The 23,575-nt window shown below is 35.5% G+C and carries 19 protein-coding genes; 17 read left to right on the top strand and 2 right to left on the bottom strand.

Features of this window, described 5'->3' with window-relative positions:
* Nucleotides 1-87 precede the first annotated feature (87 nt).
* On the top strand, nt 88-1,041 hold the full coding sequence (gene trhO / locus ACFO3L_RS10005) for an oxygen-dependent tRNA uridine(34) hydroxylase TrhO (protein WP_379966842.1): 954 nt from the start codon (nt 88-90) through the stop codon (nt 1,039-1,041).
* A 63-nt stretch (nt 1,042-1,104) separates the two neighbouring features.
* Here the strand turns inward: trhO and ACFO3L_RS10000 are convergent, their stop codons facing one another.
* Nucleotides 1,105-1,575, bottom strand: a complete 471-nt coding sequence (locus tag ACFO3L_RS10000) for a TspO/MBR family protein (protein ID WP_379966839.1) — start codon at nt 1,573-1,575, stop codon at nt 1,105-1,107.
* Between the two features lie 219 nt (nt 1,576-1,794).
* Here ACFO3L_RS10000 and ACFO3L_RS09995 point away from each other — a divergent pair, with 219 nt between their 5' ends.
* The 16 genes from ACFO3L_RS09995 to ACFO3L_RS09920 all read left to right on the top strand — a co-directional run bounded on the left by ACFO3L_RS09995 (nt 1,795) and on the right by ACFO3L_RS09920 (nt 19,600).
* Nucleotides 1,795-2,670 carry an SPFH domain-containing protein gene (locus tag ACFO3L_RS09995; protein WP_379966836.1) on the top strand — a complete coding sequence of 292 codons (876 nt, stop codon included), beginning with the start codon at nt 1,795-1,797 and terminating at the stop codon, nt 2,668-2,670.
* Nucleotides 2,671-2,692: 22 nt separating this feature from the next.
* Nucleotides 2,693-3,184, top strand: a complete 492-nt coding sequence (locus ACFO3L_RS09990; RefSeq protein ID WP_379966833.1) for an LURP-one-related/scramblase family protein — start codon at nt 2,693-2,695, stop codon at nt 3,182-3,184.
* 166 nt (nt 3,185-3,350) lie between these two features.
* Nucleotides 3,351-4,082 (top strand): MurR/RpiR family transcriptional regulator, encoded by a 732-nt coding sequence (locus ACFO3L_RS09985; protein ID WP_379966830.1) that lies wholly within the window; start codon nt 3,351-3,353, stop codon nt 4,080-4,082.
* A gap of 165 nt (nt 4,083-4,247) precedes the next feature.
* On the top strand, nt 4,248-5,687 hold the full coding sequence (locus ACFO3L_RS09980; RefSeq protein WP_379966827.1) for a 6-phospho-beta-glucosidase: 1,440 nt from the start codon (nt 4,248-4,250) through the stop codon (nt 5,685-5,687).
* 2 nt (nt 5,688-5,689) lie between these two features.
* The gene (locus tag ACFO3L_RS09975) at nt 5,690-7,846 is read left to right on the top strand and encodes a glycoside hydrolase family 3 N-terminal domain-containing protein (RefSeq protein ID WP_379966824.1); all 2,157 of its coding nucleotides are present in this window, start codon (nt 5,690-5,692) and stop codon (nt 7,844-7,846) included.
* A gap of 154 nt (nt 7,847-8,000) precedes the next feature.
* Nucleotides 8,001-9,005 carry a LacI family DNA-binding transcriptional regulator gene (locus ACFO3L_RS09970; protein ID WP_379966821.1) on the top strand — a complete coding sequence of 335 codons (1,005 nt, stop codon included), beginning with the start codon at nt 8,001-8,003 and terminating at the stop codon, nt 9,003-9,005.
* A gap of 16 nt (nt 9,006-9,021) precedes the next feature.
* Nucleotides 9,022-9,963: an ROK family protein gene (locus ACFO3L_RS09965; protein ID WP_379966818.1), complete on the top strand. Its 942-nt coding sequence runs from the start codon at nt 9,022-9,024 to the stop codon at nt 9,961-9,963.
* A gap of 98 nt (nt 9,964-10,061) precedes the next feature.
* Nucleotides 10,062-10,922, top strand: coding sequence for an ABC transporter permease (locus tag ACFO3L_RS09960; protein WP_379966904.1), 861 nt, complete (start codon nt 10,062-10,064; stop codon nt 10,920-10,922).
* Between the two features lie 16 nt (nt 10,923-10,938).
* On the top strand, nt 10,939-11,811 hold the full coding sequence (locus ACFO3L_RS09955; protein WP_379966815.1) for a carbohydrate ABC transporter permease: 873 nt from the start codon (nt 10,939-10,941) through the stop codon (nt 11,809-11,811).
* An 18-nt stretch (nt 11,812-11,829) separates the two neighbouring features.
* Nucleotides 11,830-13,467 carry an ABC transporter gene (locus ACFO3L_RS09950; protein WP_379966812.1) on the top strand — a complete coding sequence of 546 codons (1,638 nt, stop codon included), beginning with the start codon at nt 11,830-11,832 and terminating at the stop codon, nt 13,465-13,467.
* 23 nt (nt 13,468-13,490) lie between these two features.
* Nucleotides 13,491-14,075: a YesL family protein gene (locus ACFO3L_RS09945; RefSeq protein ID WP_379966809.1), complete on the top strand. Its 585-nt coding sequence runs from the start codon at nt 13,491-13,493 to the stop codon at nt 14,073-14,075.
* A gap of 255 nt (nt 14,076-14,330) precedes the next feature.
* Nucleotides 14,331-15,203: a fructokinase ScrK gene (scrK, locus tag ACFO3L_RS09940; RefSeq protein WP_379966806.1), complete on the top strand. Its 873-nt coding sequence runs from the start codon at nt 14,331-14,333 to the stop codon at nt 15,201-15,203.
* Nucleotides 15,204-15,240: 37 nt separating this feature from the next.
* Nucleotides 15,241-16,107 carry an AraC family transcriptional regulator gene (locus tag ACFO3L_RS09935; protein ID WP_379966803.1) on the top strand — a complete coding sequence of 289 codons (867 nt, stop codon included), beginning with the start codon at nt 15,241-15,243 and terminating at the stop codon, nt 16,105-16,107.
* A 349-nt stretch (nt 16,108-16,456) separates the two neighbouring features.
* Nucleotides 16,457-17,548, top strand: a complete 1,092-nt coding sequence (locus tag ACFO3L_RS09930) for a BMP family lipoprotein (RefSeq protein WP_379966800.1) — start codon at nt 16,457-16,459, stop codon at nt 17,546-17,548.
* A gap of 24 nt (nt 17,549-17,572) precedes the next feature.
* Nucleotides 17,573-18,508: a nucleoside hydrolase gene (locus ACFO3L_RS09925; protein WP_379966797.1), complete on the top strand. Its 936-nt coding sequence runs from the start codon at nt 17,573-17,575 to the stop codon at nt 18,506-18,508.
* A 423-nt stretch (nt 18,509-18,931) separates the two neighbouring features.
* The gene (locus ACFO3L_RS09920; RefSeq protein WP_379966901.1) at nt 18,932-19,600 is read left to right on the top strand and encodes an ABC transporter permease subunit; all 669 of its coding nucleotides are present in this window, start codon (nt 18,932-18,934) and stop codon (nt 19,598-19,600) included.
* Nucleotides 19,601-19,691: 91 nt separating this feature from the next.
* Here the strand turns inward: ACFO3L_RS09920 and ACFO3L_RS09915 are convergent, their stop codons facing one another.
* Nucleotides 19,692-23,549, bottom strand: a complete 3,858-nt coding sequence (locus tag ACFO3L_RS09915; RefSeq protein WP_379966794.1) for an Ig-like domain-containing protein — start codon at nt 23,547-23,549, stop codon at nt 19,692-19,694.
* Nucleotides 23,550-23,575: the final 26 nt, after the last annotated feature.

Raw genomic sequence — 23,575 nt, 5'->3', positions numbered from 1 at the left:
TGCGATTTATTGAACAAGCATAAAACTCGTCTTTCTCTTTTAAATCCACTATACTTTCAAGGTATAATTTTTAAGGAGGAACGATATATGGACTATCGTGTATTACTTTATTACAATTATACTAAAATTGAGGACCCTGAAGTTTTTGCAAAAGAGCATTTAGCTTTTTGTAAGAGCATCGGTTTAAAAGGGCGAATTTTAGTAGCAGAAGAAGGCATTAACGGTACTGTATCAGGTACAATTGAGGATACGCAAAAGTATATGGACTGGATGCACAACGATGAACGTTTCAAGGATACTTGGTTCAAAATTGATGAGGCGAAAGGCCATGCATTTAGAAAAATGTTTGTGCGCCCACGTAAAGAATTAGTGGCATTAAACTTAGAAGAAGATATTGACCCATTACGCATAACAGGCGAGTATTTAGATCCGAAAGACTTTAAAGAGGCATTATTAGATGAAGATACGATCGTTTTAGATGCACGTAATGATTATGAATTTGACTTAGGTCATTTCCGTGGCGCAATCCGTCCCGATATTCGCAATTTCCGTGAGTTACCCCAATGGATTCGTGAAAACAAAGAGCAATTCATGGACAAAAAAGTGGTTACGTACTGTACAGGTGGTATTCGCTGTGAGAAATTCTCTGGCTGGTTATTACGTGAAGGTGTCAAAGATGTCTCTCAATTACATGGCGGCATTGCGATGTATGGGAAAGACCCTGAAGTTCAAGGTGAACTTTGGGATGGAAAAATGTACGTTTTTGATGATCGTATCAGTGTTGAAATTAACCATGTCGATAAAAAAGTTATCGGAAAAGATTGGTTTGATGGTAAACCATGCGAGCGTTACATCAATTGTGCCAATCCGTTTTGCAACCGCCAAATTTTAGCTTCTGAAGAAAATGAAGCGAAACATTTAGGTGGTTGTTCAATTGATTGTGCAACACATGAAGCAAACCGTTATGTTAAGAAAAATAACATTTCAGCGCAAGAACGTGCAGCACGTATTGAAGCATTACAAGCAACCGTTACAATTTAATTAGTTGTAAAAAGCCTAGATCAAAATCTAGGCTTTTTTGTGTCTTCTTATTTATTATCGCTATTAATTTAAAAAGAAGATAGCATAAGTTAATGCTGTGGCAAAAGTAATCCAAGCATAGTAAGGCAATAGTAATAGGAAGGTTACACGATTTACTGAAAATAAAAATCCTTGAAGTAAGGAGAGTACGAGGAACAAAATCGTGATATCGATGAGTGCCGCTAAAATATTTTTTTGATTGAAAAATAAAAAGCTCCAGAGTAAATTGGCAACTAGTTGAACAATAAAGAGCGTCAGTAATAAGGGCCTTTGTTTGGAAGATTTGTCAATCCAGATAAAGTAAAGAGCAGCCCCGAGCATTAAGTATAAAACAATCCAGACTGGACCAAACAGCCAACTAGGTGGTGCAAAAAAAGGGAGTTCTAATGATAGATAATACTTTTTAGGGTTATCGATTGTAATGCCAGAAAGCGAACCAAGTACAACAATACCAAGCATTGAAAACCATAAACGTTTATCTTTTATATAGGACATATGACTTCAACCTTTCTACATTGGCTAGAAAAGACTAAGCGAATTTATACCGCGGATGTTCAATCGACTTTCTATTAGTGTAGAGAGTTTTGAAAAATTTGTAAAGAAAAAAGGCTAAATAGTAGGCATAAAAGAGTCTATTCAAAAAATACATCCTTGGATGGATATGCAAAAAACATTTTTGTGAGATAATAGAATGAGTTAAGGGAGGAATGTACTATGCAAGAAAAAAACACGTTTCATGTAAATGGTTATTTAGGGTTAATCGTCTTATTGGGTTCATTAGTTGGTGGCGGATATTTGTTTTACCTAGGAGTTGAAAATGAAACACCATGGCAGATAATTATGGCGATTCTTATTGGTTTTATAGCAATTATTTTTATGAGTTCATTGACAATTGTTAGTCCTAATCAGTCAAAAGCGATTTTATTTTTTGGACAGTATTTAGGTACAATTAAATCAAATGGTTTGTTTATTACGACACCATTTACACAAAAAATTAACGTCTCTTTAAAAGTTCGTAACTTTAACAGTTCATTACTAAAAGTCAACGATTCAGATGGGAATCCGATTGAGATTTCAGCAGTGGTCGTTTATCGTGTAACCGATACAGCAAAAGCGTTGTTTGATGTGGATTATTATCAAGAATTTATTGAGATCCAAAGTGAAACAGCCATTCGTCACATTGCAACACAGTATCCATATGACACATTTAATGATGATGATATTACATTGCGTGGCAACACAAGTGAAGTATCCGCTGAATTAGCTAAAGAATTACAAGAACGTTTAGGTGTGGCAGGTGTTGAAGTGATTGAAACACGTTTGAATCACTTAGCTTATGCAACCGAAATTGCGAGTGCGATGTTACAACGTCAACAAGCTAAAGCAATTTTATCGGCACGCCAAACCATCGTTGAAGGTGCTGTTTCCATGACGCAAATGGCCCTAGAACAAATCGAAGAAGGCCAAGGCATGACGTTCTCAGATGATCGTAAAGTTCAATTAATCAATAATTTACTTGTTTCAATCATTACGGATAAAGGCACGCAACCAGTCATTAATACTGGTGACGCGACAAGAAGTTTTGAATAATTAAAGTCTAGGGGGGAAAGTGATGGGAAGAAAACTTTATATTAAACAAAAAATATTTAGTATTGGTGAGAAATTTACTGTCTATGATGAACATGAACGTCCGCAATATCACGTTCAAGGGAGTTTTATGCAAATTCCTAAAAGTTTTAAAATATTGAATCAACGGGAAGAAGAAATTGCGACCATTACCAAAAAAATTTTTAGTTGGTTACCAAAATTCTACGTGGATATTCGTAACAATCCACAAATTATCATTGATAAAGAACTCACTTTTTTTAAAGCGAAATACCACATTTCAGCAGAAGGTATTGAAGTTCAAGGAAACTGGTGGGACATGGACTTCCAAGTAATACGTCATGGACGTGCAATCGCAGATATTAACAAACGCTGGTTCACCTTTGGAGATACGTATGAAGTGAATGTTTTAGATGAAAAGTACGAGGAGATTATTATCTCACTCGTTATAGCCATCGACTGCGTGAAAGAAGATCAAAATAATAATGCAGTGAATTAAGATATTATCGTAGTTTTATTTTTGTTTTAGATACATAAAAAGAAACGGAGGCTATGTGTCTTTGTTTTTTTTATTAATTCTAAGGACCAGAAGTGTAAAAGCGCTTTTTTCAAGAGAATGCTTGTGTTACTATAAGTTTCTAGAGAGCAATCTTAGGAGGAATGTTATGTCTTTTTTTGGAAAAATCGATTTTAATACACTATCGGATACGGATAGGGCCATATATCATTATTTGTCTTCTAATAGTGACAAAGTTCCTTATATGAGAGTACGAGAAATTGCAACAGAGTCACATACTTCTTCATCTTCGGTTATGCGTTTCATTCGAAAAATTGGCTATGAAAGTTTTTCCGATTTTAGAAAAGAATTTCGCGGTGATGATAGTATTGTTACAGGGCAATATTCGTTATCTTTTCCAACTTTAACACCAGAACAATTTACTAGAAATTTGCAAGATAAATTACAAATAATTGCTGAAAAAATTATAGAATGTGATAATGTCATTTTGTTTGGGATTGGGAACTCCGGTTACGTTTGTGACTATATCGCGCGACGCTTGGCGATTTTAGGCTGCAATGCTTTTGCAATGACAGACGCTACATACCCGATTAGTACAAAACTTAAAAATACAGCTGATAATATGGTCATCCCTGTCTCAGTTTCCGGTATGACAACAGAAATTTTAGAAATCGTTAGTGGTTTGACTAAAGAAGAAGATATGACAATTGTTGCGGTGACAAGTGATGCGAGTAGTAGTCTATCAAACATGGCAGATTATGTTTTAGATTATCGTGTTGAGCGCTATCGAATAAACCATCACGATGATTTAACCAGTCAGATACCTTGTATCTTTTTATTAGAATCTTTGACAAATATTGTCGCAAGTTTGGAAAGATAGAAATCACAAAAAGCACCAACTTGGTACGTAGTGTACCAAGTTGGTGCTTTTTTCATAATGCTTTATTTCAAACCAAAAGCTTGTTTAGGCATTGTTTCCGTTTCATTTATTCTTATACTAAAAGTGAGTTCGATTTTAGTATGATCTGAAAGAGGTGTCCAAATAATGGAAAAAAATTTTGATGAAAATTTTCTATGGGGTGGAGCTGTGGCAGCCCATCAAATTGAAGGAGGATGGGACCAAGGTGGTAAGGGGCTGAGTATCGCCGATGTAATGACTGCAGGAGGGAACGGAATTCCTCGAAAAATTACAAAAGGAATTATCGAAGGTGAGAACTATCCAAACCATGAAGCAATCGATTTCTATCATCGATATAAGGAAGATATTGCACTATTTAAAGAATTAGGATTGAAAGCATTTCGTACATCGATTAATTGGGCAAGGATTTTTCCAAACGGCGATGACTTAGAGCCGAATGAAGAAGGATTAGTTTTCTACGATAATTTATTTGATGAATTACTCGCAAATGGAATTGAACCGATTGTCACTTTATCACATTTCGAGATTCCCTATAATTTATATCAAACATATGGTGGTTTTAAAAATAAAAAAGTTATTGATTTTTTTGTTCGCTATGGCGAAACCGTGATGAAACGATATAAAAATAAAGTGAAGTACTGGATGACTTTTAATGAAATTAATAACCAACAAGATGGTGAATACGATGTTCATCTTTGGACAAATTCCGCTGTTCTTTTTGAAGAAGGAGATAACCAAGAGGAAATTATTTTCCAATCAGGATTAAACGAATTAATTGCCAGCGCAAAAGTTGTCAAAAAAGGGCATGAAATAAATCCTGATTTTCAAATTGGCTGTATGATGGCGTATGTTCCGGTCTACCCTTATACATCAAATCCAGATGACTTAATGGCAGCCAATAAAGTGATGCATCGTCGATTCTTTTACAGTGATATCCATGTTAGAGGTGAAATTCCAGCATATACCTTAAAACAATGGGAAAGAAAAGGCTTGAATATTAAATATACGCTAGAAGAACTACAAGCTTTAAGAGAAGGTACTGTCGATTATATTGGATTTAGTTACTATATGTCTAATGCGGTTACAACATTGCCTGACGTTAAAGGACATGCGATAAGTGATTATCCTGGTGCTAAAATGGTCAACAACCCATATATTAAATCCAGTGAATGGGGCTGGCCGATTGATCCCGTTGGTTTGCGTTATACATTAAATTTGATTTATGAACGTTATCAAATTCCAATGTTTATTGTTGAAAATGGTTTTGGTGCCTACGATACAATGACTGAAGAGGGTAAAGTTGAAGATCCTTATCGGGTAGAGTACTTAAAATATCACATGGAAGAAATGAAAAAAGCCGTAATTGAAGACGGTGTCGAGCTCATGGGTTATACACCTTGGGGAATCATTGATATTGTTAGCTTCGGTAGCGGTGAAATGGAAAAACGTTATGGAATGATTTATGTTGATAAAGATAATCAAGGGAAAGGCACGTTAGAACGATATAAAAAAGAATCGTTTAAATGGTACCAAAATATTATTGCAACAAATGGAGAGGAGCTCTAAATTTGAGAACGAATGAGTTGAAACAAATATTAACAGAAATGACGCTTTCTGAAAAAGTAGGACAATTGGTTCAATTAACACCTGATTTCTTTTTAGCAGGTGGTGAAATTACCGGTCCAATGCAAGAATGGCAAATGTCCAAGGAGCAATTATTTCAAATTGGTTCTGTTTTAGGAACTCATACAAGTGAACAAGTAATGCAAATTCAAGAAACTTATCTTGAGAAAAGTCGCTTGAAAATTCCTCTAGTTTTCATGGCAGATGTGATTCATGGTTATGAATCCATCTATCCAATTCCATTAGCTTTAGCTTCTACTTTTAGTCCTGAGATAGTTGAAGAAGTGGCACAATTATCTGCCAAAGAAGCAACACAAGCTGGTGTACATGTGACGTTTTCTCCGATGGGAGATCATGTAATGGATGCTCGGTGGGGGCGTGTTCTAGAGAGTAATGGCGAAGATCCTACTCTATCTGCTGCTTTAACTCGGGGTTATGTAAGAGGATATCAAGGAGGAAATTTATCAACTGAAAAAAACCGTTTAGCGGCTTGTGTAAAGCATTTTGTAGGATATGGTGCGGCACAGGGCGGACGCGATTATAATACGGTTGATTTATCACATGTGAATTTGTATCAAAATTATTTACCGGCCTTCCAAGCCGCGATTGAAGAGGGTGTTGAACTTGTAATGACATCGTTCAATACAATGGATGGCATTCCTGTTACTGGAAATAAGGAAATGGTCCAAAAGATCTTACGTGGTGATTTAAATTTTGAAGGTGTTGTTATTTCTGATTGGGCCGCTGTGGTTGAGTTAATTGCCCATCGAATCGCAAAGGATAAAAAAGAAGCCGCTTCTTTGGCCTTTTCTGCAGGAATTGATATGGACATGATGAGTGACTCTTATCAGACACATTTAGCGGAGATTGTTTTAGATACGAATCAGCAAGTAGCGCTTGATAATGCCGTTTTTCGAATTCTAACATTAAAAAATAAATTAGGTTTATTTGAAGATCCGTATCGTGGATTAAGGGAGCTAGATGATAATCAATTAGCTGCAACAAAAAAACAATTAGCAGAATCAATCTTAACTATTTCAGAGAAAACACCAGTTTTATTGAAAAATGATAATCAAATTTTACCATTGAAAGTAGGTCAAAAAGTTGCTTTAATCGGTCCGAAAGCAAGTTCACAAGATATTTTAGGTGCTTGGTCATGGATTGGGGAGTCTGAAAAGGCGATTTCGTTGGCCTCTGGTCTACAAGAAAAATCTCTTGAGCTGTCTGTTTTACCGATGGAAGATGGGCAAGTTATTACGGATGAAGCGATAAATCAAGCATTAATTTTAGCGAAAGAAAATGAAGTCGTTATTCTAGCAATTGGTGAGACGAGTGAAGAGTCAGGAGAAGCAGCTAGTTTAGCACAGATTAGTTTATCGCGTAATCAAGATAAATTAGTCCAAGCAGTGGCGCAAGTAAATCCGAATGTTGCTGTTGTGCTATTTAATGGTCGACCACTTGATTTATCTAATATTGTAGAGGAAGTTCCAACAATATTAGAAGTTTGGTTCCCAGGTTCCCAAGGTGGTAGAAGTATTGCCAATTTATTAATGGGAGAAGTGAATCCAGAAGGAAAATTACCAATGAGCTTCCCACGTTCTGTTGGACAATTACCTCTTTCTTATTTGAGCTTATCAACAGGGCGACCGATGCATGAGGGAAATAAAGATCAAAAATATATTTCTCGTTATATGGATGAAGGTAATGATGCACTCTTCCCATTTGGTCACGGACTATCATACAGTCAGTTTGAATGTGTGGATCAAGGTATCTCACATCAGGCTTTTAGAGAAGATGAAACGATAGAAATCCGATTAGCTGTTAAAAATAATAGTCAAATAGCTGGAGGAACGACGGTACAACTTTATATAGAAGATCTTGTTACAAAAGTCGCTCGACCTGTGAAAGAATTAAAACAATGGCAAAAAGTTTATCTAGAAGCGTTCGAAGAAAAAGAAATTTGCTTTACGATCAGTGCAGAAGATTTATTCTATGTTCATCATGATTTATCTCGTAGTGTTGAAACAGGAGAATTTAACTTGTACATAGGATTAAGCAGTCAAGATGAGAGTATTAAGCACCAAGTAGCTTATACAATGTAAAATAATTCCCGATTGGTACAACTCGTACCAATCGGGTACAAATTTCAATTTGATGAATTAAGAACCAAAAGACAATAAGAATATTGTAATTGAAAACGTTTTTACGTATTATGATATTAACAAATAAAAACGTTTTTATTTTTGGGGTGAAAAAATGAGTTCGATACAAAGAGTGACAATTCGTGATGTTGCGCGTGAGGCAAATGTCTCGATAGCAACGGTTTCTAAAGCATTAAATGGAGTCGATGTTGTTCGACCTGTGACGAAAGAAAAAATTATTCAAGCAGCTGAAAAATTAAATTATGTTCCTAATATTTTAGGGAAGCAATTGAAAGCGCATAAAACAGGTATGATGGGCTTTTATACTACTAGCATTAGTGGTCCATATTTTAGTGTTCTAGTCGATGCGATTGCAAAAGAATCTGAGAAATGTGGTTATAGCTTAAATGTTTTGGTTTCGAGTAATAAAAAAGTTGTTATGAATAATATTTTAGGTGGTATGGTCGATGGCATCATCAGTTTTGAAGATATGATTGGACCAGAGGATTTAGAAATATTGAAAAAAGAGCAAATTAAAGCTGTTTTTATTGATCGAAACATCGAGACAAAGACGATTGGTAGTGTTGTTTTTGATTCTTATCAAGCATCAAAAACAGCAACAGAAAATTTGTTAAATCTAGGTCATCAAGACATTGCTTTTTTAACGGGGTTTGAAGGTACCTATGATAGCGATGAACGACTTGCAGGATACAAGGATGCGTTAAACGAAAAGGAACTTCCGATTAATCAAGATTTTTTGATTCCAGGTTATTTCGAGGAAAAAGCATCATACGAAGCCGTTAAAGCATTTTTTCAAAGTAAACCTGAGAAGATTCCAACAGCGTTTGTAGCTGGGAATGATGTAAGTGCAATTGGAGCAGTAAATGCTTTAAAAGATTTAAATTATCAAATTCCAGCAGATTTTAGTATTACAAGTTTTGACGGCATTGATTTATTGAATTATTTTTCTCCAGGTATCACAACAATTAAAAATCCAATTCGTGAACAAGGAGCAGTAGCGGTTAATCACTTGGTTGATTTAATCAACGGCAAAACGCAAGGGAAATCCTTTACTTTGACCGGAGAATTATTGATACGAGAGTCCGTAAGAAAATTATAGTAGGAAGTGTGAATCAATGTATGTAGGTATTGATATTGGTGGAACATTTGTCAAGCATGGAGTAATTAATGCCTTTGGTGAGATTATTGAAAAAGGTAGCATTCCCACGAATCACGAAAAAGAACTTCTATTTTTAGATTTAATAAAACTAGTGAAGGAATATCAAGTGAAGTTTCCGACAATAATGGGAGTTGGAGTAAGTGCACCAGGCGTTATTTTAAAAGATGGGACAATGCAAACCGCAGGTTCAATTCAGTCATTTTATGGAGCAAATATAAAAGAACGATTGGAAATAGAATGCGAATTGTTAACAATTGTTGAAAATGATGCAAATGCCGCAGCGATTGCGGAACAATGGATTGGTAATGCTCAAGGAGTTCAAAATTATTTATGTCTTGTTCTTGGAACAGGAATTGGTGGTGGTATCGTAATTAATGGTGAACTATTCCAAGGAGCACACGGGATGGCTGGCGAATTTGGTTGGATGCTTGTTGGTGATATACCAAGTGAAGGAAGTATTGAAACAGCATCATTGAATCAACGTGCTTCAGTAGTCGGTGGCTTATGTTTTCAATATCAGAAAGCCTTAGCTGAGAATGGTTATATCGAAAAAATAACCGATGCTCGTTTGATTTTCCAAAGAGCCAAAGAAGGCCAAAAGTTAGCTATTAAAGTTATTGATGCATTTTTTGTGGATTTGGTTACTGGATTGTTAAATCTTATTAGTAGTTTTGATCCAGAAATGATTTTAGTCGGTGGCGCAATTAGTAGCGATGTCGATTTTATGAACCGTTTAGAAGCAAGTTTACAAAAAGCAATCGCAAGACATGAGAGTTTGCAGTACTTTCAACAATATGGATTAGCAAATGTAGTACCGACAAAATTACAAAATAATGCAGGAATGATTGGTGCTGTTTACCAAGTACACAAAGAAATAAAGAAAAGAGCTAGTAGGTAAGGGGAGGATTACAAGTGGCAAAAGAAAAACTTCAAAATTCGGAAAAAAGAAAAACGAAGTTAAGTGATAAATTTAAAGCACAATCTTTTTATCAAGCAATGGTTTGGCCGGGTGTTATTTTTATGATTATTTTTAACTTCATCCCACTTTACGGAATTATTATTGCTTTTAAAGACTATTCAGTCTTAGATACAATTGCCAATGCCGAATGGGTTGGACTTCAATATTTCCGAGAATTTTTCTCAGATTCAATGTTTTGGACCGTTATTAAAAACACCTTAGGGATTAGTTTTTTGAAATTATTATTTGGCTTTCCAGCGGCCATTTTATTAGCCATTTTAATTAATGAAATTGTGAATGTCCGTTTAAAGAAAATTGTTCAGACCGTTTCTTATTTACCGCATTTTTTATCCTGGGTTATTTTAGGTGGAATGTTTATTTCTTGGCTATCAGAAACAGGTTTGATAAATAATATCTTGATTGATGCTAATCTGATAGAAAAACCGATTCGTTTCTTAACCGATCCGAATAAATATTGGGGTATCGCAGTGATTTCTGATATTTGGAAAGAAGTAGGTTGGAATACAATCTTATATATCGCAGCTATGACCGGAATTAATCCAGCCTTGTATGAGGCTGCAAAAATTGATGGAGCAAGTAAATTGAAACAAATTATACATGTAACCATCCCGTCAATACGTCATATTATTGCATTAACGTTTGTCCTTTCAGTCGGTGGATTATTAGGATCAAACTTGGATCAAACATTAGTATTACAAAATCCGGTTAACTACCAAACGAGTGAAGTAATTAACTCATTCGTCTATAAAATGGGGATTCAACAAGGTGATTTCTCTTATGCCACTGCAATTGGTTTATTCGTCTCTGTAATTTCGTTAATTTTAGTTGTAGGTAGTCATTTATTAACTAAAAAAATAAGTGATACATCAGTATTTTAAGAAGGAGGATGTATGAATGATAAAGTACTCGAAAGACGAAAAAATATTTAATATTGCCAATGTAATGTTCATGGTATTCTTTTTAGCGATTATTGCCTTACCGCTTTGGAACATTATTGCCTTATCTTTTAATGATGCGACAGACTCTACTCGTGGAGGTATTTATTTCTGGCCAAGAGAATTTTCTCTAGAAAGTTATCTGACTGTTTTTGAAGATAATGCGATTTATAAGGCGTTTATCATATCTGTTGGAAAAACTTTTATTGGAGTGATTCTACATACGGCTTTTACTTCAATTGTGGCTTATGGGATGAGCCGCAGAGATTTGATTGGTCGAAAAGTTTATATGAATATGGGAATCTTAACAATGTTTGTCTCAGGAGGGATGATTCCAACATTCTTATTATTTAAATCGTTGGGTCTTTTAAATAATTTTTGGGTCTATATTATCCCAGTTTTATTTTCATTCTACGACATGGTTATTTTAATGAATTTTTTCAGAAGTATCCCTTATTCATTAGAAGAATCCGCAGCAATGGATGGTGCCAATCCATTTGTGATTTTCACAAAAATTATTTTGCCACTGTCACTACCAGTTTTAGCAACGATTGCATTATTCCATGGGGTGTTCCAATGGAATGATTACATGACTGCTAATATTTATGTGGACAATCGAGACTTATATCCATTACAAATGTTGCTTTATCGGATTGTTTCCCAAAACTTATCACCAGCAGTAGCTACAGGAGCTAACGTTGTACGTAACACAACGTCTCAATCATTACAATTAGCCACCATGGTTGTTACGACTGTTCCAGTAGTTGTTATTTATCCATTCTTACAGAAATACTTTATCCAAGGGATGACTCTTGGTTCAGTAAAAGAATAAAAAAGGAGAGAATTAAGTATGAAGAAAAAAACAGTATTATTCAGTTTAGCATTAGCGAGTATGACCCTTTTAGCAGCATGTGGAGGATCAGGCTCAGCGGATAGTAAAAAAGGAAAAGATATTGAGCTACCAGAAGCAAGATTTGAAGCGGATAAAGAAACACCAAGTTGGCAAAAAGATACCGATCATGATGCTAAGTTAAAATGGTATGTAAACTTTGATTGGTATGCACAACCAGGTTGGGGTGTAGATACAGTTACTCGTAAAATTAAAGAAGATTTGAATATTGAAGTGGAATTTGTTTCAGGAAATGATGAAAACTTAAATACGATGTTAGCAGGTGGCGATTTACCAGATTTAATGACTTTTGATAAAAATTTATCAGCTGCACAAGAGGCACCGAAATTTGCATTACCAATTAATAAACTCGCTGAAAAATATGATCCATATTTTTTAGAACATGCAGCTAAGAAAGAATCGTTGAAATGGTTTACTTTAGAAGATGGGAATATATACGGTTATCCAAGTTTCTCTGCTACTAAAGAAGATTACGAAGCGGGAAATGTTGTTGGAGACCAAGTCTTTATTGTTAGAAAAGATATTTATGAAGCAATTGGAAAACCGGATATGACGACTCCAGAAGGCTTTTTAGATGCATTAAAAAAAGCAAAAGAAGTTTCACCCAAAGCTGATGATGGTTCTGACTTAGTGGCATTTGGTTCTACAGCATTAGACATTGCTAATGGTGGCGATGGTGCCTATGGTGGTGTGTTACAAGATTTCTTAAACGTATCACCAACTGTTGATGGTAAATTTAATGATCGTGATGCAAGTGAAGAATATATTTCTTGGTTAGAAGTTTTCCGTAAAGCATTTAATGAAGGATTTATTACGAACGATCAATTTTCAGATAACGATAATACGATGAAAGAAAAATTAGGTCAAGGCCGTTACTTTGCTTATTTACATACGAATACAAAAGGTTTGAATGAATTTATGTCAGACAATAACGCTCGAAACCCAGAGCAAACATACATTGCCGTTGATGGTCCGAAAAATTCAAAAGGTGAAACCTCAACATTTACCGGTGGAAATATTGGTGGATGGACACAAACATTTATTACCAATAATACAAAAGAACCACAAAAAGCAATGGAGCTAATGACTTACTTAGCTAGTGAATATGGTACAATGGTAACTACTTTCGGTATTGAGGGTGAAACTTACAATTTAGTTGATGGCAAAGTGGAATATGCTAAAGAAACAGAAGATTTACGTAATTCAGATATTGCACGCTTTGATAAGGAAGTTGGTTTAGGATCGTATTGGTTTGTAGGAAATGATAACTACGCAATTCAAATGGGACAAGAACCTGCAACATCAATCCGTCAAATGGTTGAATGGGCATCAGACAAATTAGCACCTCGTTTTGAAATAGAAGATATCGATCCTAAGAGTGGATCACAAGCTCGTAATTTAACAAAGATTAACACAGAACGTGTTCAAGCTTTAGTGGCTGTTATCCAATCGGCTTCTGAAGAAGAAGGTCGTCAAATTTGGGATGATTTCTTAGCAAGTCGTGAAAATAGTGGATGGCAAGACATTGTTGACTATCGTAATGAAAAAATTGCAGAAAATATAGAGAAATTAAAATAAGGTAGAAGAAAAGAGGGAAGCGGATGTTTTCAATAGAAAGTAAATTTTATCGATTGACCATCTATATTTATCATTTAGTATTGGTTAATTTATTATTTTTATTAACGAGTATATTGATTATTTCGCTTCCAGCTTCCTTCCTCGCGTTAACAAAAACGATGAAAGAAATTGAAAATCCAGGAATTATAAAGACTTATTTTAATTACCTAAAGCAAGATTTTATTAAAGTTTTACCGATAGGAATCTTTAATTTGTTTTCTTTGATGTTTGGGGTATCCTTGCAAGCAATCAGTTTACAGGATTCTATGTTTTTAAAATTGGTTACTTTAGTTTTTCTGTTTTTCCTATTATCGTATAATCTAAATCTTTATTATATTTTTGGGCTATCTGATGAAAAAATAAATTATTTTGAACTATTCCAACAAAGTTTCATTTGGAGTCTAGGAATTTTTTACCAAAATATCTTATTACTGATCATTTTTTTAGGCGTATTTTTATTTCTTTTTTTTCAGTTTCCAATAGTATTAAGTTTATGTGGAATTAGTTTACCTGTTCTAGCATATACAAAATTATTTACGTATCAGTTAGTTAAATCTAAAAATATATAATTGTGAAAACAACACTTCAAACGAGTTTTTTTGAAGTGTTGTTTTGTATAAAGAAACAAGTAATTTACTTTTAAAATAAAAGGAAGTATTTCTAGGGGGGGCTAATACTTGTCGCGTTGCACATAAATAAAACCATTTTTTGGAAAGCTCTTACAAAAGTGAAGGGATGACACTTAAAATTTAGAAAAAAGCTAGCTTTATATGTCGAAAGTATTTAAAATGGATGTATTAAAGCGTAAAAGGAGATTTTCGTCTATGTTATACGGATCTATTGAAGCGGGTGGAACAAAATTTGTTTGTGCCGTAGGTAATGAAAAATTAGAAATTTTAGAGCGTGTAAGTTTTCCAACAACGACACCTGAAGAAACAATGCCACAAGTAATTGCATTTTTTAATCAATATAAAGATGATTTAGTAGCAATCGGAGTGGGCTCATTTGGTCCGATTGATATTCGTAAAACATCGGATACGTATGGCTATATTACTTCAACACCAAAATTAGCTTGGCAAAATTACAATTTCTTAGGTGCGATGAAAGCCGCTTTCGATATTCCAATGGCGTGGACAACCGATGTTAATGCAGCAGCTTACGGCGAATATGCATTTGGTAACGGTCAAGGAAAATCAAGTGTGGTTTACTATACAATTGGTACAGGCGTGGGTGCCGGTGCGTTACAAGATGGTAAATTTATCGAAGGATTTAGTCATCCAGAAATGGGTCATATGTTAGTTGTTCCACATAAAGATGACCATTTTGAAGGAGCATGTCCTTTCCACGGAAACTGTTTAGAAGGAATGGCCGCAGGTCCTGCTGTTGAAAAACGCAACGGACGTAAAGGGCAAGACATTCCTCAAGATGATCCATTCTGGGAAATCGAAGCAGAATACATTGCACAATGTGCTTACAATACAACATTAATGTTCTCACCAGAAGTGATTATTTTTGGTGGTGGCGTGATGAAACAACGTCATATGGTTGAAAAAGTTCACGCAGCCTTCACACGTATTATGCAAGGCTACGTAGCAACACCAGCTATCGAAGAATATATTGTGACACCTGCTTTAGAAGATAATGCTGGGACAATCGGTTGTTTAGCATTAGCTGAAAAAGCTTTAAAAGAAGCATAATTGAAAAATAAAAAAATTAGGAAATGGGGGTGATATTGTGAGTATGTATTTAGAAATACCACAATTGAATCCCCAATTTCCATATCGAGCCTTTTTAAATGACGGGATGACGATTGTTTATCCCCATTGGCATAAAGAAATTGAAATTATTTATGCGAGTCGCGGTGAAGTGAAGGTCGGGATTAATGATACAGTCATTGAAGTTTGCGAAGGTGAAATTTTAGTGATTGCCAATGGTGAGCCACATTATTTTTTAGCCTCCCCAAATAGTGAACGTTATGTTTTTCAATTTGAAATGCGCCTATTTGATGAGTCGTTTTTAAGAGGAAGCGAAGAAAGTCTTGTGGGGCTCTTTGCAAAAGGCGAGGCCTATAGCCGTTATTGGCCGGATCATCTGCAACAAAAAACGCGGGAATTACTAGTTGAGTTGTATGAGTTGGAAGTGGAACAACCAAAAGGTAAAAATTATGTGGTGCTATCAAACTTGGCTCGTTTTATTGGCGAGTGCTATGCGCATTTACCTAAGAAAGCAGAGGAACATTCTAGCCAAACACCGACAGCTATTCATCGAAAAGATACATTAGAACGTTTAAATAGTGTTTTTGAATATATCGAAAGTCGTTACCAAGAATCGATTACATTAGATGAAGTGGCGAAATTTGTTGGGTTTAGTCCCTATTATTTTACGCGTTTTTTTAAGAAGAATACCGGTCAAACCTTCGTTCAATTTTTAACGGAATATCGGATTAATCGTGCAAAATTTATTTTGGCACAAGAAGAAATTCCGATGATAGAAGTTGCAGAAAAATCTGGATTCTCAAGTGTCAAAACGTTCCATCATGTCTTTAAAGAAGAAGTTGGTATTTCACCGTTACAATATCAAAAGAAAATGACCTCAAGTTAAAACGAGGGATAAAAAGTGATTTGAAAAAAATAACAGCCTAAAATCAATTGTTTTTCACAAATAATGAAGCTTTCCAAAAAATGGAGAGCTTCTTTTTTTGTTTTAAAACTCTATTTATAGTCTGGTTTTATCGTCTAATGTTCGGAAATTATGGGTTTTTACATTATATTTTCATGAAAGTTCGTGAAATTTACTCATAAATCTTTACAAATACTTTTTGTTGAGTATAATTCATCAAGTGGTCGTTTTTATTGTACGTGTTTAGCAAGTAAAAATGATTTAATATCAATTAAAAATTCAAATTTTAGTTAATTACTATACGATCAACTAAAACGGGAGGAAAATATTCATGAAAATCAACAAATTAGGATTATTCTTTATCGCGAGTGCGGTTTTATTATCTGCTTGTGGAGGAACGACCGATGACTCAAAAGGAACAACTTCAAATGAGACAACTGGTAGTGAACAAGTAAATAGCGATGTTAAAACAGTGGCTTTTATTACAGATACTAATGGAGTTGATGATCGTTCGTTTAACCAATCTGCTTGGGAAGGGATGGTTGAGTGGGGAAACGAGAATAAAGTAGAACAAGGCAATCAAGGTTACCAATATTTTCAATCAGCCAATGAATCCGATTATATTCCCAATATTGATCAAGCGTTAAATGCAGGTTTTGACACCATTTTCGGAATTGGTTATAAATTAGTTTCTTCAATGGAAGAACAAGCAAAGGCAAATCCAGATGTAAACTTTGTAATGGTCGATGAAGTCATTTCTGATTTAGATAATGTTGTTTCAGCAACTTTTAAATCAGAAGAAGCAGCTTACCTTGCTGGACTAGCAGCGGCTTATACAACTAAAACAGATAAAGTCGGTTTTATCGGTGGCGTACAAGTAGCAGTAATTGAAGTCTTTGATGCTGGTTTCCGTCAAGGAGTGGAAGATGCAGCGAAAGAATTAGGTAAAGAAATCGAAGTCGTTTCACAATATGCCGGAGCTTTTGACGCACCAGATAAAGGTCGCACAATTGCTCAAGCGATGTATGCCAAAGATATTGATGTAATCTACGCTGCAGCCGGAGCGACAGGCAATGGTTTATTCCAAGAAGCGAAATCATTAAATGAAGTTCAAGACGAAAAAGTTTGGGTGATCGGTGTTGACCGCGATCAAACGGAAGAAGGAAACTACACGAAAGATGGCAAGACGCTAAACTTTACATTAGCTTCAACATTGAAACAAGTGGGTGAAACCGTAAAAGACTTAGCGACAAAAGCTGATAACGGTGAATTTCCTGGTGGTGAACACCTTGTTTATGGTTTAGAAGAAGAAGGCGTTGGTTTAACGGATGGTCAATTAACAGATGATGTGAAAGCAAAAATTGAGACTGCACGTCAAGCAATTATTGATGGTACAATTACAGTTAAAGATACATTAAAATAATTCGATTTAAGGAGAAAACAAGATATGCGTAAAGTTTATTTAAATCATGACGGTGGCGTTGATGATTTAGTGACCCTCTTTTTAATGTTACAAATGAAAGAAGTAGAAGTGGTTGGTGTCGGTGTGATTCCAGCTGATTGTTATTTAGAGCCCGCTGTTTTAGCAAGCCAAAAAATTATTGATAAGTTTGGACATGGTCAAAAAATTAGTGTTTCAGCATCAAATTCACGTCCTCAAAATCCGTTTCCAAAAGACTGGCGCATGCACGCTTTCACAGTCGATGCATTACCTATTTTAAATGAAAGTGGCAAAATTGATACACCTGTTTCAGAACTGCCAGCACATCTTCACTTAGTGGAAACACTGAAAAATCAAACAGAGAAAATTGATTTAGTTTTCGTTGGACCGTTAACTGATTTAGCACGTGCGCTAGATGTTGATCCAAGTATCGAAGAAAAAATTCAAAAATTATACTGGATGGGTGGCACATTCTTAGAAAAAGGTAACGTAGAAGAACCTGAGCATGATGGAACGGCAGAATGGAATGCCTTTTGGGATCCAGAAGCTGTTGCTCGTGTTTGGCAATCGAAAATTGAAATTGATTTAGTGGCATTAGAAAGTACAAATAAAGTACCATTAACACCAAGCATTCGCCAAATGTGGGCAGAAAAAAGAAAAGACGAAGGCATTGATTTCTTAGGTCAAGCCTATGCAATTGTTCCGCCATTAGTCCATTTCCAAACGAATTCAACCTATTTCTTATGGGATGTATTAACTGCAGCAACTTTTGGAAAAGATTCTTTAGTGAAAAAAGACGTCGTTCTCTCAAAAGTTCATGCACACGGTGCTAGTCAAGGCCAAACATATGAAGACAAAGAAGGACGCCCAGTCAATCTTGTACATGACGTTGACCACGACGCATTCTTTGAATATATCACAAACCTAGCCAAACAAAACTAGAGGTTGTAGGAGAAGTGTTAAATGACGAGTAATAAGCAAAGAAGCTTTCAAAAGTGCTTTTTACTTTTGGACAGATTCTAGCTTATTACCGAGTCATTACTTCGACAACACCGTTTAACTAGAGGTTGTAGGAGAAGTGTTAAATGACGAGTAATAAGCAAAGAAGCTTTCAAAAGTGCTTTTTACTTTTGGACAGATTCTAGCTTATTACCGAGTCATTACTTCGACAACACCGTTTAATTAGAGGTTGTAAAAAGAGTGGTCAGCGTCAAGAGGTAAGAAGGCACCAGAAAAAAATCGTTCTTTGATTTTATTCGGGTGACAACTTAGCTCCGCTGACGCTACTCTTTTAACACCGTTCTTCCCAGATCTACCAATGTTACCAGTAATTTTACCGATTATTGCTGCGGTTATTGCAACGGCATTATTTGGACTCGTCAAGGTTTCTTAGTTGCAAAATTTGATATGCATCCCTTTATCGCGACCTTAGCGGTATCAGTTATCGTTTACGGTGCTAATTCACTTTACTTCGATATGGATCCAAATAAATCGCAACCAATTGGTGGGATTCGTAAAGATTTTATTTTCTTAGGCCAAAAGAAATTACTTGAGATTGGTGATTTCCCAGGAATTTCAATCTTAGTGCCAATTGCCATTTTATTTATCGTATTAGTCTGGTTTATTTTAAATAAAACAGTCTTTGGAAAAAATGTTTACGCTATCGGTGGAAACCGTGAAGCAGCGATTGTTTCAGGTGTCAATGTATTTAAAACAACCATGGGTATTTTCGTTTTAGCTTCTGTTTTATACGGAGTTGCAGGAATTTTAGAAGCAGCTCGTACACCTGGGGCGACGAATAACTATGGAAATGTTTACGAGCTCGATGCGATTGCGGCCTGTGTGGTCGGAGGCGTATCCTTAAGCGGTGGTGTTGGTAAAGTCAGTGGGATTGTCAGCGGTGTATTAATCTTCACCGTTATCCAATATGGTCTACAATTTATCGCCGTGAGCCCAATGTGGCAACAAGTCATTAAAGGGATCATTATCGCAGTCGCAGTAGCGATCGATTTAATGAAACACCGTAAAAACTAATTCTTTTTCTTAACTCCCCCTAAATTGTTGAGAGAATAAATAGCAAGAGCCACATGACTTAATGATCATGCGGCTCTTGCTTATTTATTTTTTAATTTAATCGATTTCGTCCGAAATAAATCAAACTACTCAATCCCATTAATAATAAACCTAAAGCAGGTAATAAGACAGAAGCGCTACTACCTAGTTGTGGTAGGGCGTTATCTTTCTTAGTTTCAGGTGTTGTATCTGTTTTTTCAGAAGGTTTCGCTTCTGGGTCACTTGGTTTATTTGGTTTTGATGTATTGCTATTGTTGCTGTTATTATTGGATTCTTTATCCTCTTCAGGTTCTTTTTCGTTATGATTTTCATCATCGGGATTTATTACTGGTTTTTGCACTAAAGCATCGATTGCAGTGTTTAACTCAGCAATCGCTTGTTTTACATCGGAATCAGAGGCTAATTCGTTTCCAGCAATTGCATTGGCTACACGAAGTTTTTCCGTTAACGTCTTCCAAGACTCAACTGTGTAATTTTCTCCTTGTAAATCCTTTGCTTTTGTAATCAGTTCGTTAAGAGCTTCTTTTGAAACAGTTGGCTCTTCTTCAACTAATGCGTAATAAGAGAACTGATCGGTTTCGAAGACGTAATAGGCCCCGTCAACCCAACCATTTAGAGCTGTACGTTTACCAGTTAACGAATCAAAACGGTACATTCTAATTTTGCTAGGATCAAATCCAGTAGGAATCGGTACTTTCACTTGAACGGTCCCATTTGGTTGAACATTTTGTCCAGCTTCTGTGTTGTGTAATTTAATATCGAAAAGCATGAATTTCCCATCAGTTAATTCATCAAGTTTTTCGTGAACGTTATTGTTTTCTTTAATTGGTTCAACTTTTAGCTCGGCACCTTTTGGTAGAACACCTTTGGGAGCAGAAACACTGACGCCAGTACCGGACGAATCAGGCAGTTCTTCACGATCGACTGGTTTTTCAGGTGCTTTCTCAACCGTAACTTCAACAGATTTTTTCAGTCCATTAACCGTTTCAGCTGTAATCGTTGTTTTACCTGCTTTTAGACCAGTAATCACACCATTTGTAACGGTGGCAATTTTCTCTTCTTTACTTGTCCAAGCGATGGATTTATTTGTGGCATTTTCAGGTGTGATTGTCGCTTTGATTGTTGCGGTTTCACCAGCAGAAATCGTCACTTTCTTGTCTGATAGAGTAATCTTTTTCGGAAGAACTTCTTCAACTTTCCAATCAGTAATCGTTAAGTTGAAGATATATAGATAGTCTTTTGTCGTATATTGGTATTCGCTAATTTTTTCCAATGGAGGTAAGAAACCAGATGCAAATAAGACAGGTTCCCCTGTTTCTTTATCTAAGTGAACTTTAGCCCAAATCGATTCGTATTCTGAGTATTTAAGTTCTAGAACTTTTCCAGGAATACCATCTTCTGATACATGGGAGAGCTCTTGTGCGGTTACTTGAATATCAAAAGTATGGTATTCATGTATCGTAGGCTCAGGTGCGTTGACATCGGGTGTGATAATAACAGGGTATTTCTTATATTCTCCATCAGAAGTCACCGTATACAAGAATTTTTCTTCTGTCGGTAACGGTTCTTCACCTGGGGTAAAATGATAATAATCAAAATTAATGTTGGTATTATTTTCTAATCCTTTTTTAGTAAGGAGTGCCTCTACTGTGAAGCTAGAATAGGCAGAACCATCGTAACTCTCACCTAAGAAATATTCTCCTGCTAGAACAGCTTGACCGTCAGGAGTCTCCGCATAAACGCGATTGAATCCTAATTTTTTAGGGATAAAGAGTTCAATTGGTTCTTGTAATTGATATTCAATCTTCTCTAAATTAAATTGAACGTGATAGATGGCAACGATTTTTCCGCCGTAATCTTTACGTTTATAAAGTGTTTTGGTAAGTGTACCAGTGTCTTCGTGAACAGAATATTCCCAATCATCGAGTAATTCATAATAGTGAATGCCATCGTAATCATATTCATAATTTAAATAATAAGAATCGTAACCATCATGGTAAGCAGAGAAAATTAAATTGTCATCTGATTCTGGTGAAATCTCAATTGGATTATCCGAGTCATTTTTACGAGAAACATCAATATTGAGAGTAGATTCTTCTAAAGTTGGTGCATTGTTGATATTGAAAATAATCTTGTTTCCATAATTTGTAGAAGATTCTACAGTTCCAAGAATTTCTTCGCGCAAAAGATTAACATAAGATTTATCTTCAGAAACCTCAACGTACTCGCCTTTATAATTGTAATCATTGTTATCATTAAAGTCAGTAGTGTTTAGATAGGCAATACGGAAGGTTTCTGAATGATTGGATGGACCACCATAGTTTAGAGAAACTTCATAAGGTTTATCCTCTTTTGAATTCATAATTAATTGATTATGATCGAGATTAAATGTGAAGATTTTTTCTTTTGATTCATCGATTTCAGTTGTGTTATCAATCGAAATATTTAATTTCAATTTTGTTTTTGTCTCAACGGGTTCAACCCAGTTCGACTCATCATCGTAGAATCCATCGGTCCAAGTGCTTTGTTCAAAGTAACTGGTATATTGTGCATCTGTTTTTATATTGTCGTAATATAAAGATTCTAGATAGTACTCGTTTTTTTGATTTAATTCAATAATGTAGTCCCAACCATTAAAATAGGCAGTGATGGATAAACCAGAGAAAATATCGGGATATTCTTGATAAAACTCATTTTCAAAGCGAAATTGATTATTCTGAGAAAGTTTAATATCTACCTTATGTTCGATGATGGTATCTTCAGAAATAACTCGTTCAACAGGGATTGCATAACTTTTTACTTGTTGTGATTCTTCTGAATAAATTGAGATATGGTATGTTCTTTTTTCATAAGCTTTAGAAATAGAATAAGGTTCATAGTTTAAGATTTCCCAATCGTCCTTATTTGTTTGCAGTTTCCAATTAAATTGTTCGTAGTCAGGAGTAATTGTTACAAGTCCGTCTTTAGTGGAGAAAGGCTTCCCAGAGTTTGTCTCTGACATCTCAAACGTATCTTCCAATGTGGGTTCATGATTCTCAAGTTCAAGTCTTATAAGATACTCGTTAACTAGTCCTTTTTTATCTTTCAGATAAAAAGCTTGAACAGAAGAAGATTTGAAATCATAAACTTCAATAAAACCGGGAGAATAGTCACTAAACGAGTAAAGTTTACCATAAGAATCATCCGTTAGAGAAACTGCTCCATGTGCATAGCCAGATAAGAAATTCTCTTTTTTATCAAAACCAGACCAAGAATTGGTGTAATAGTTCAAATCAAGTTTAATACTAATTTTTCCGTCTTTAGTTTTTAAAACATAGTTCTCATTTTGGTTGTTTTTTACGATATCAGCAGCATTTACAGTAAAGGTCTCTTTAATCGTTTGATTAATCTCCAAATCATCTAATCCAATCCCGCCTGTCCATTCATTGTCAGATGAGTCTTCGGGTGTCGAAGTTTCTTCTGTTGATTCTGTCACAGGTGGAACGTCGGTTGGAGACGTGTCTTCAGGGTTATTTGATGAGTCAGTGGTGCCATCATCTGTTTGGTCCATTGTACTCGGTTCAGTATTCGAGTTCTCTGGAATGCCTTCATCGGTACTAGAAGGCGCAGTTGAACCTTGAGGAAATCCGTCAGTTGTATTCTCAGGGGTCCAAGAGTCTGTACTCGATTCAGTCACTGAGGTTTCGGGAGTACCCTCATTAGTGGAAGCCATCGGTTCATCTGGAATCTCATTTTCCAGTATCGGTTCATTTACTGGGGGTACAATTTCAGGCATTGTTTCTGTAATGACTTCAGAAGATTTTTTTGTTGAAAGGTCTTCAGCAAAAACTTCGACACTAGCTAAAAAAATAGGTGCAAGTAAAGTCACAATCGATAAACTTGTAAAAAATCGTTTCATACTGGTTTTCATTTCTCTCTCCTTTAATGATTGTTATT

The organism is Enterococcus eurekensis (genome assembly GCF_042654605.1).
GTDB lineage: Bacteria > Bacillota > Bacilli > Lactobacillales > Enterococcaceae > Enterococcus_I > Enterococcus_I eurekensis.
The sequence above is the reverse complement of the archived record's forward strand: the minus strand, read 5'-3'. Positions and strand labels throughout refer to the sequence as shown.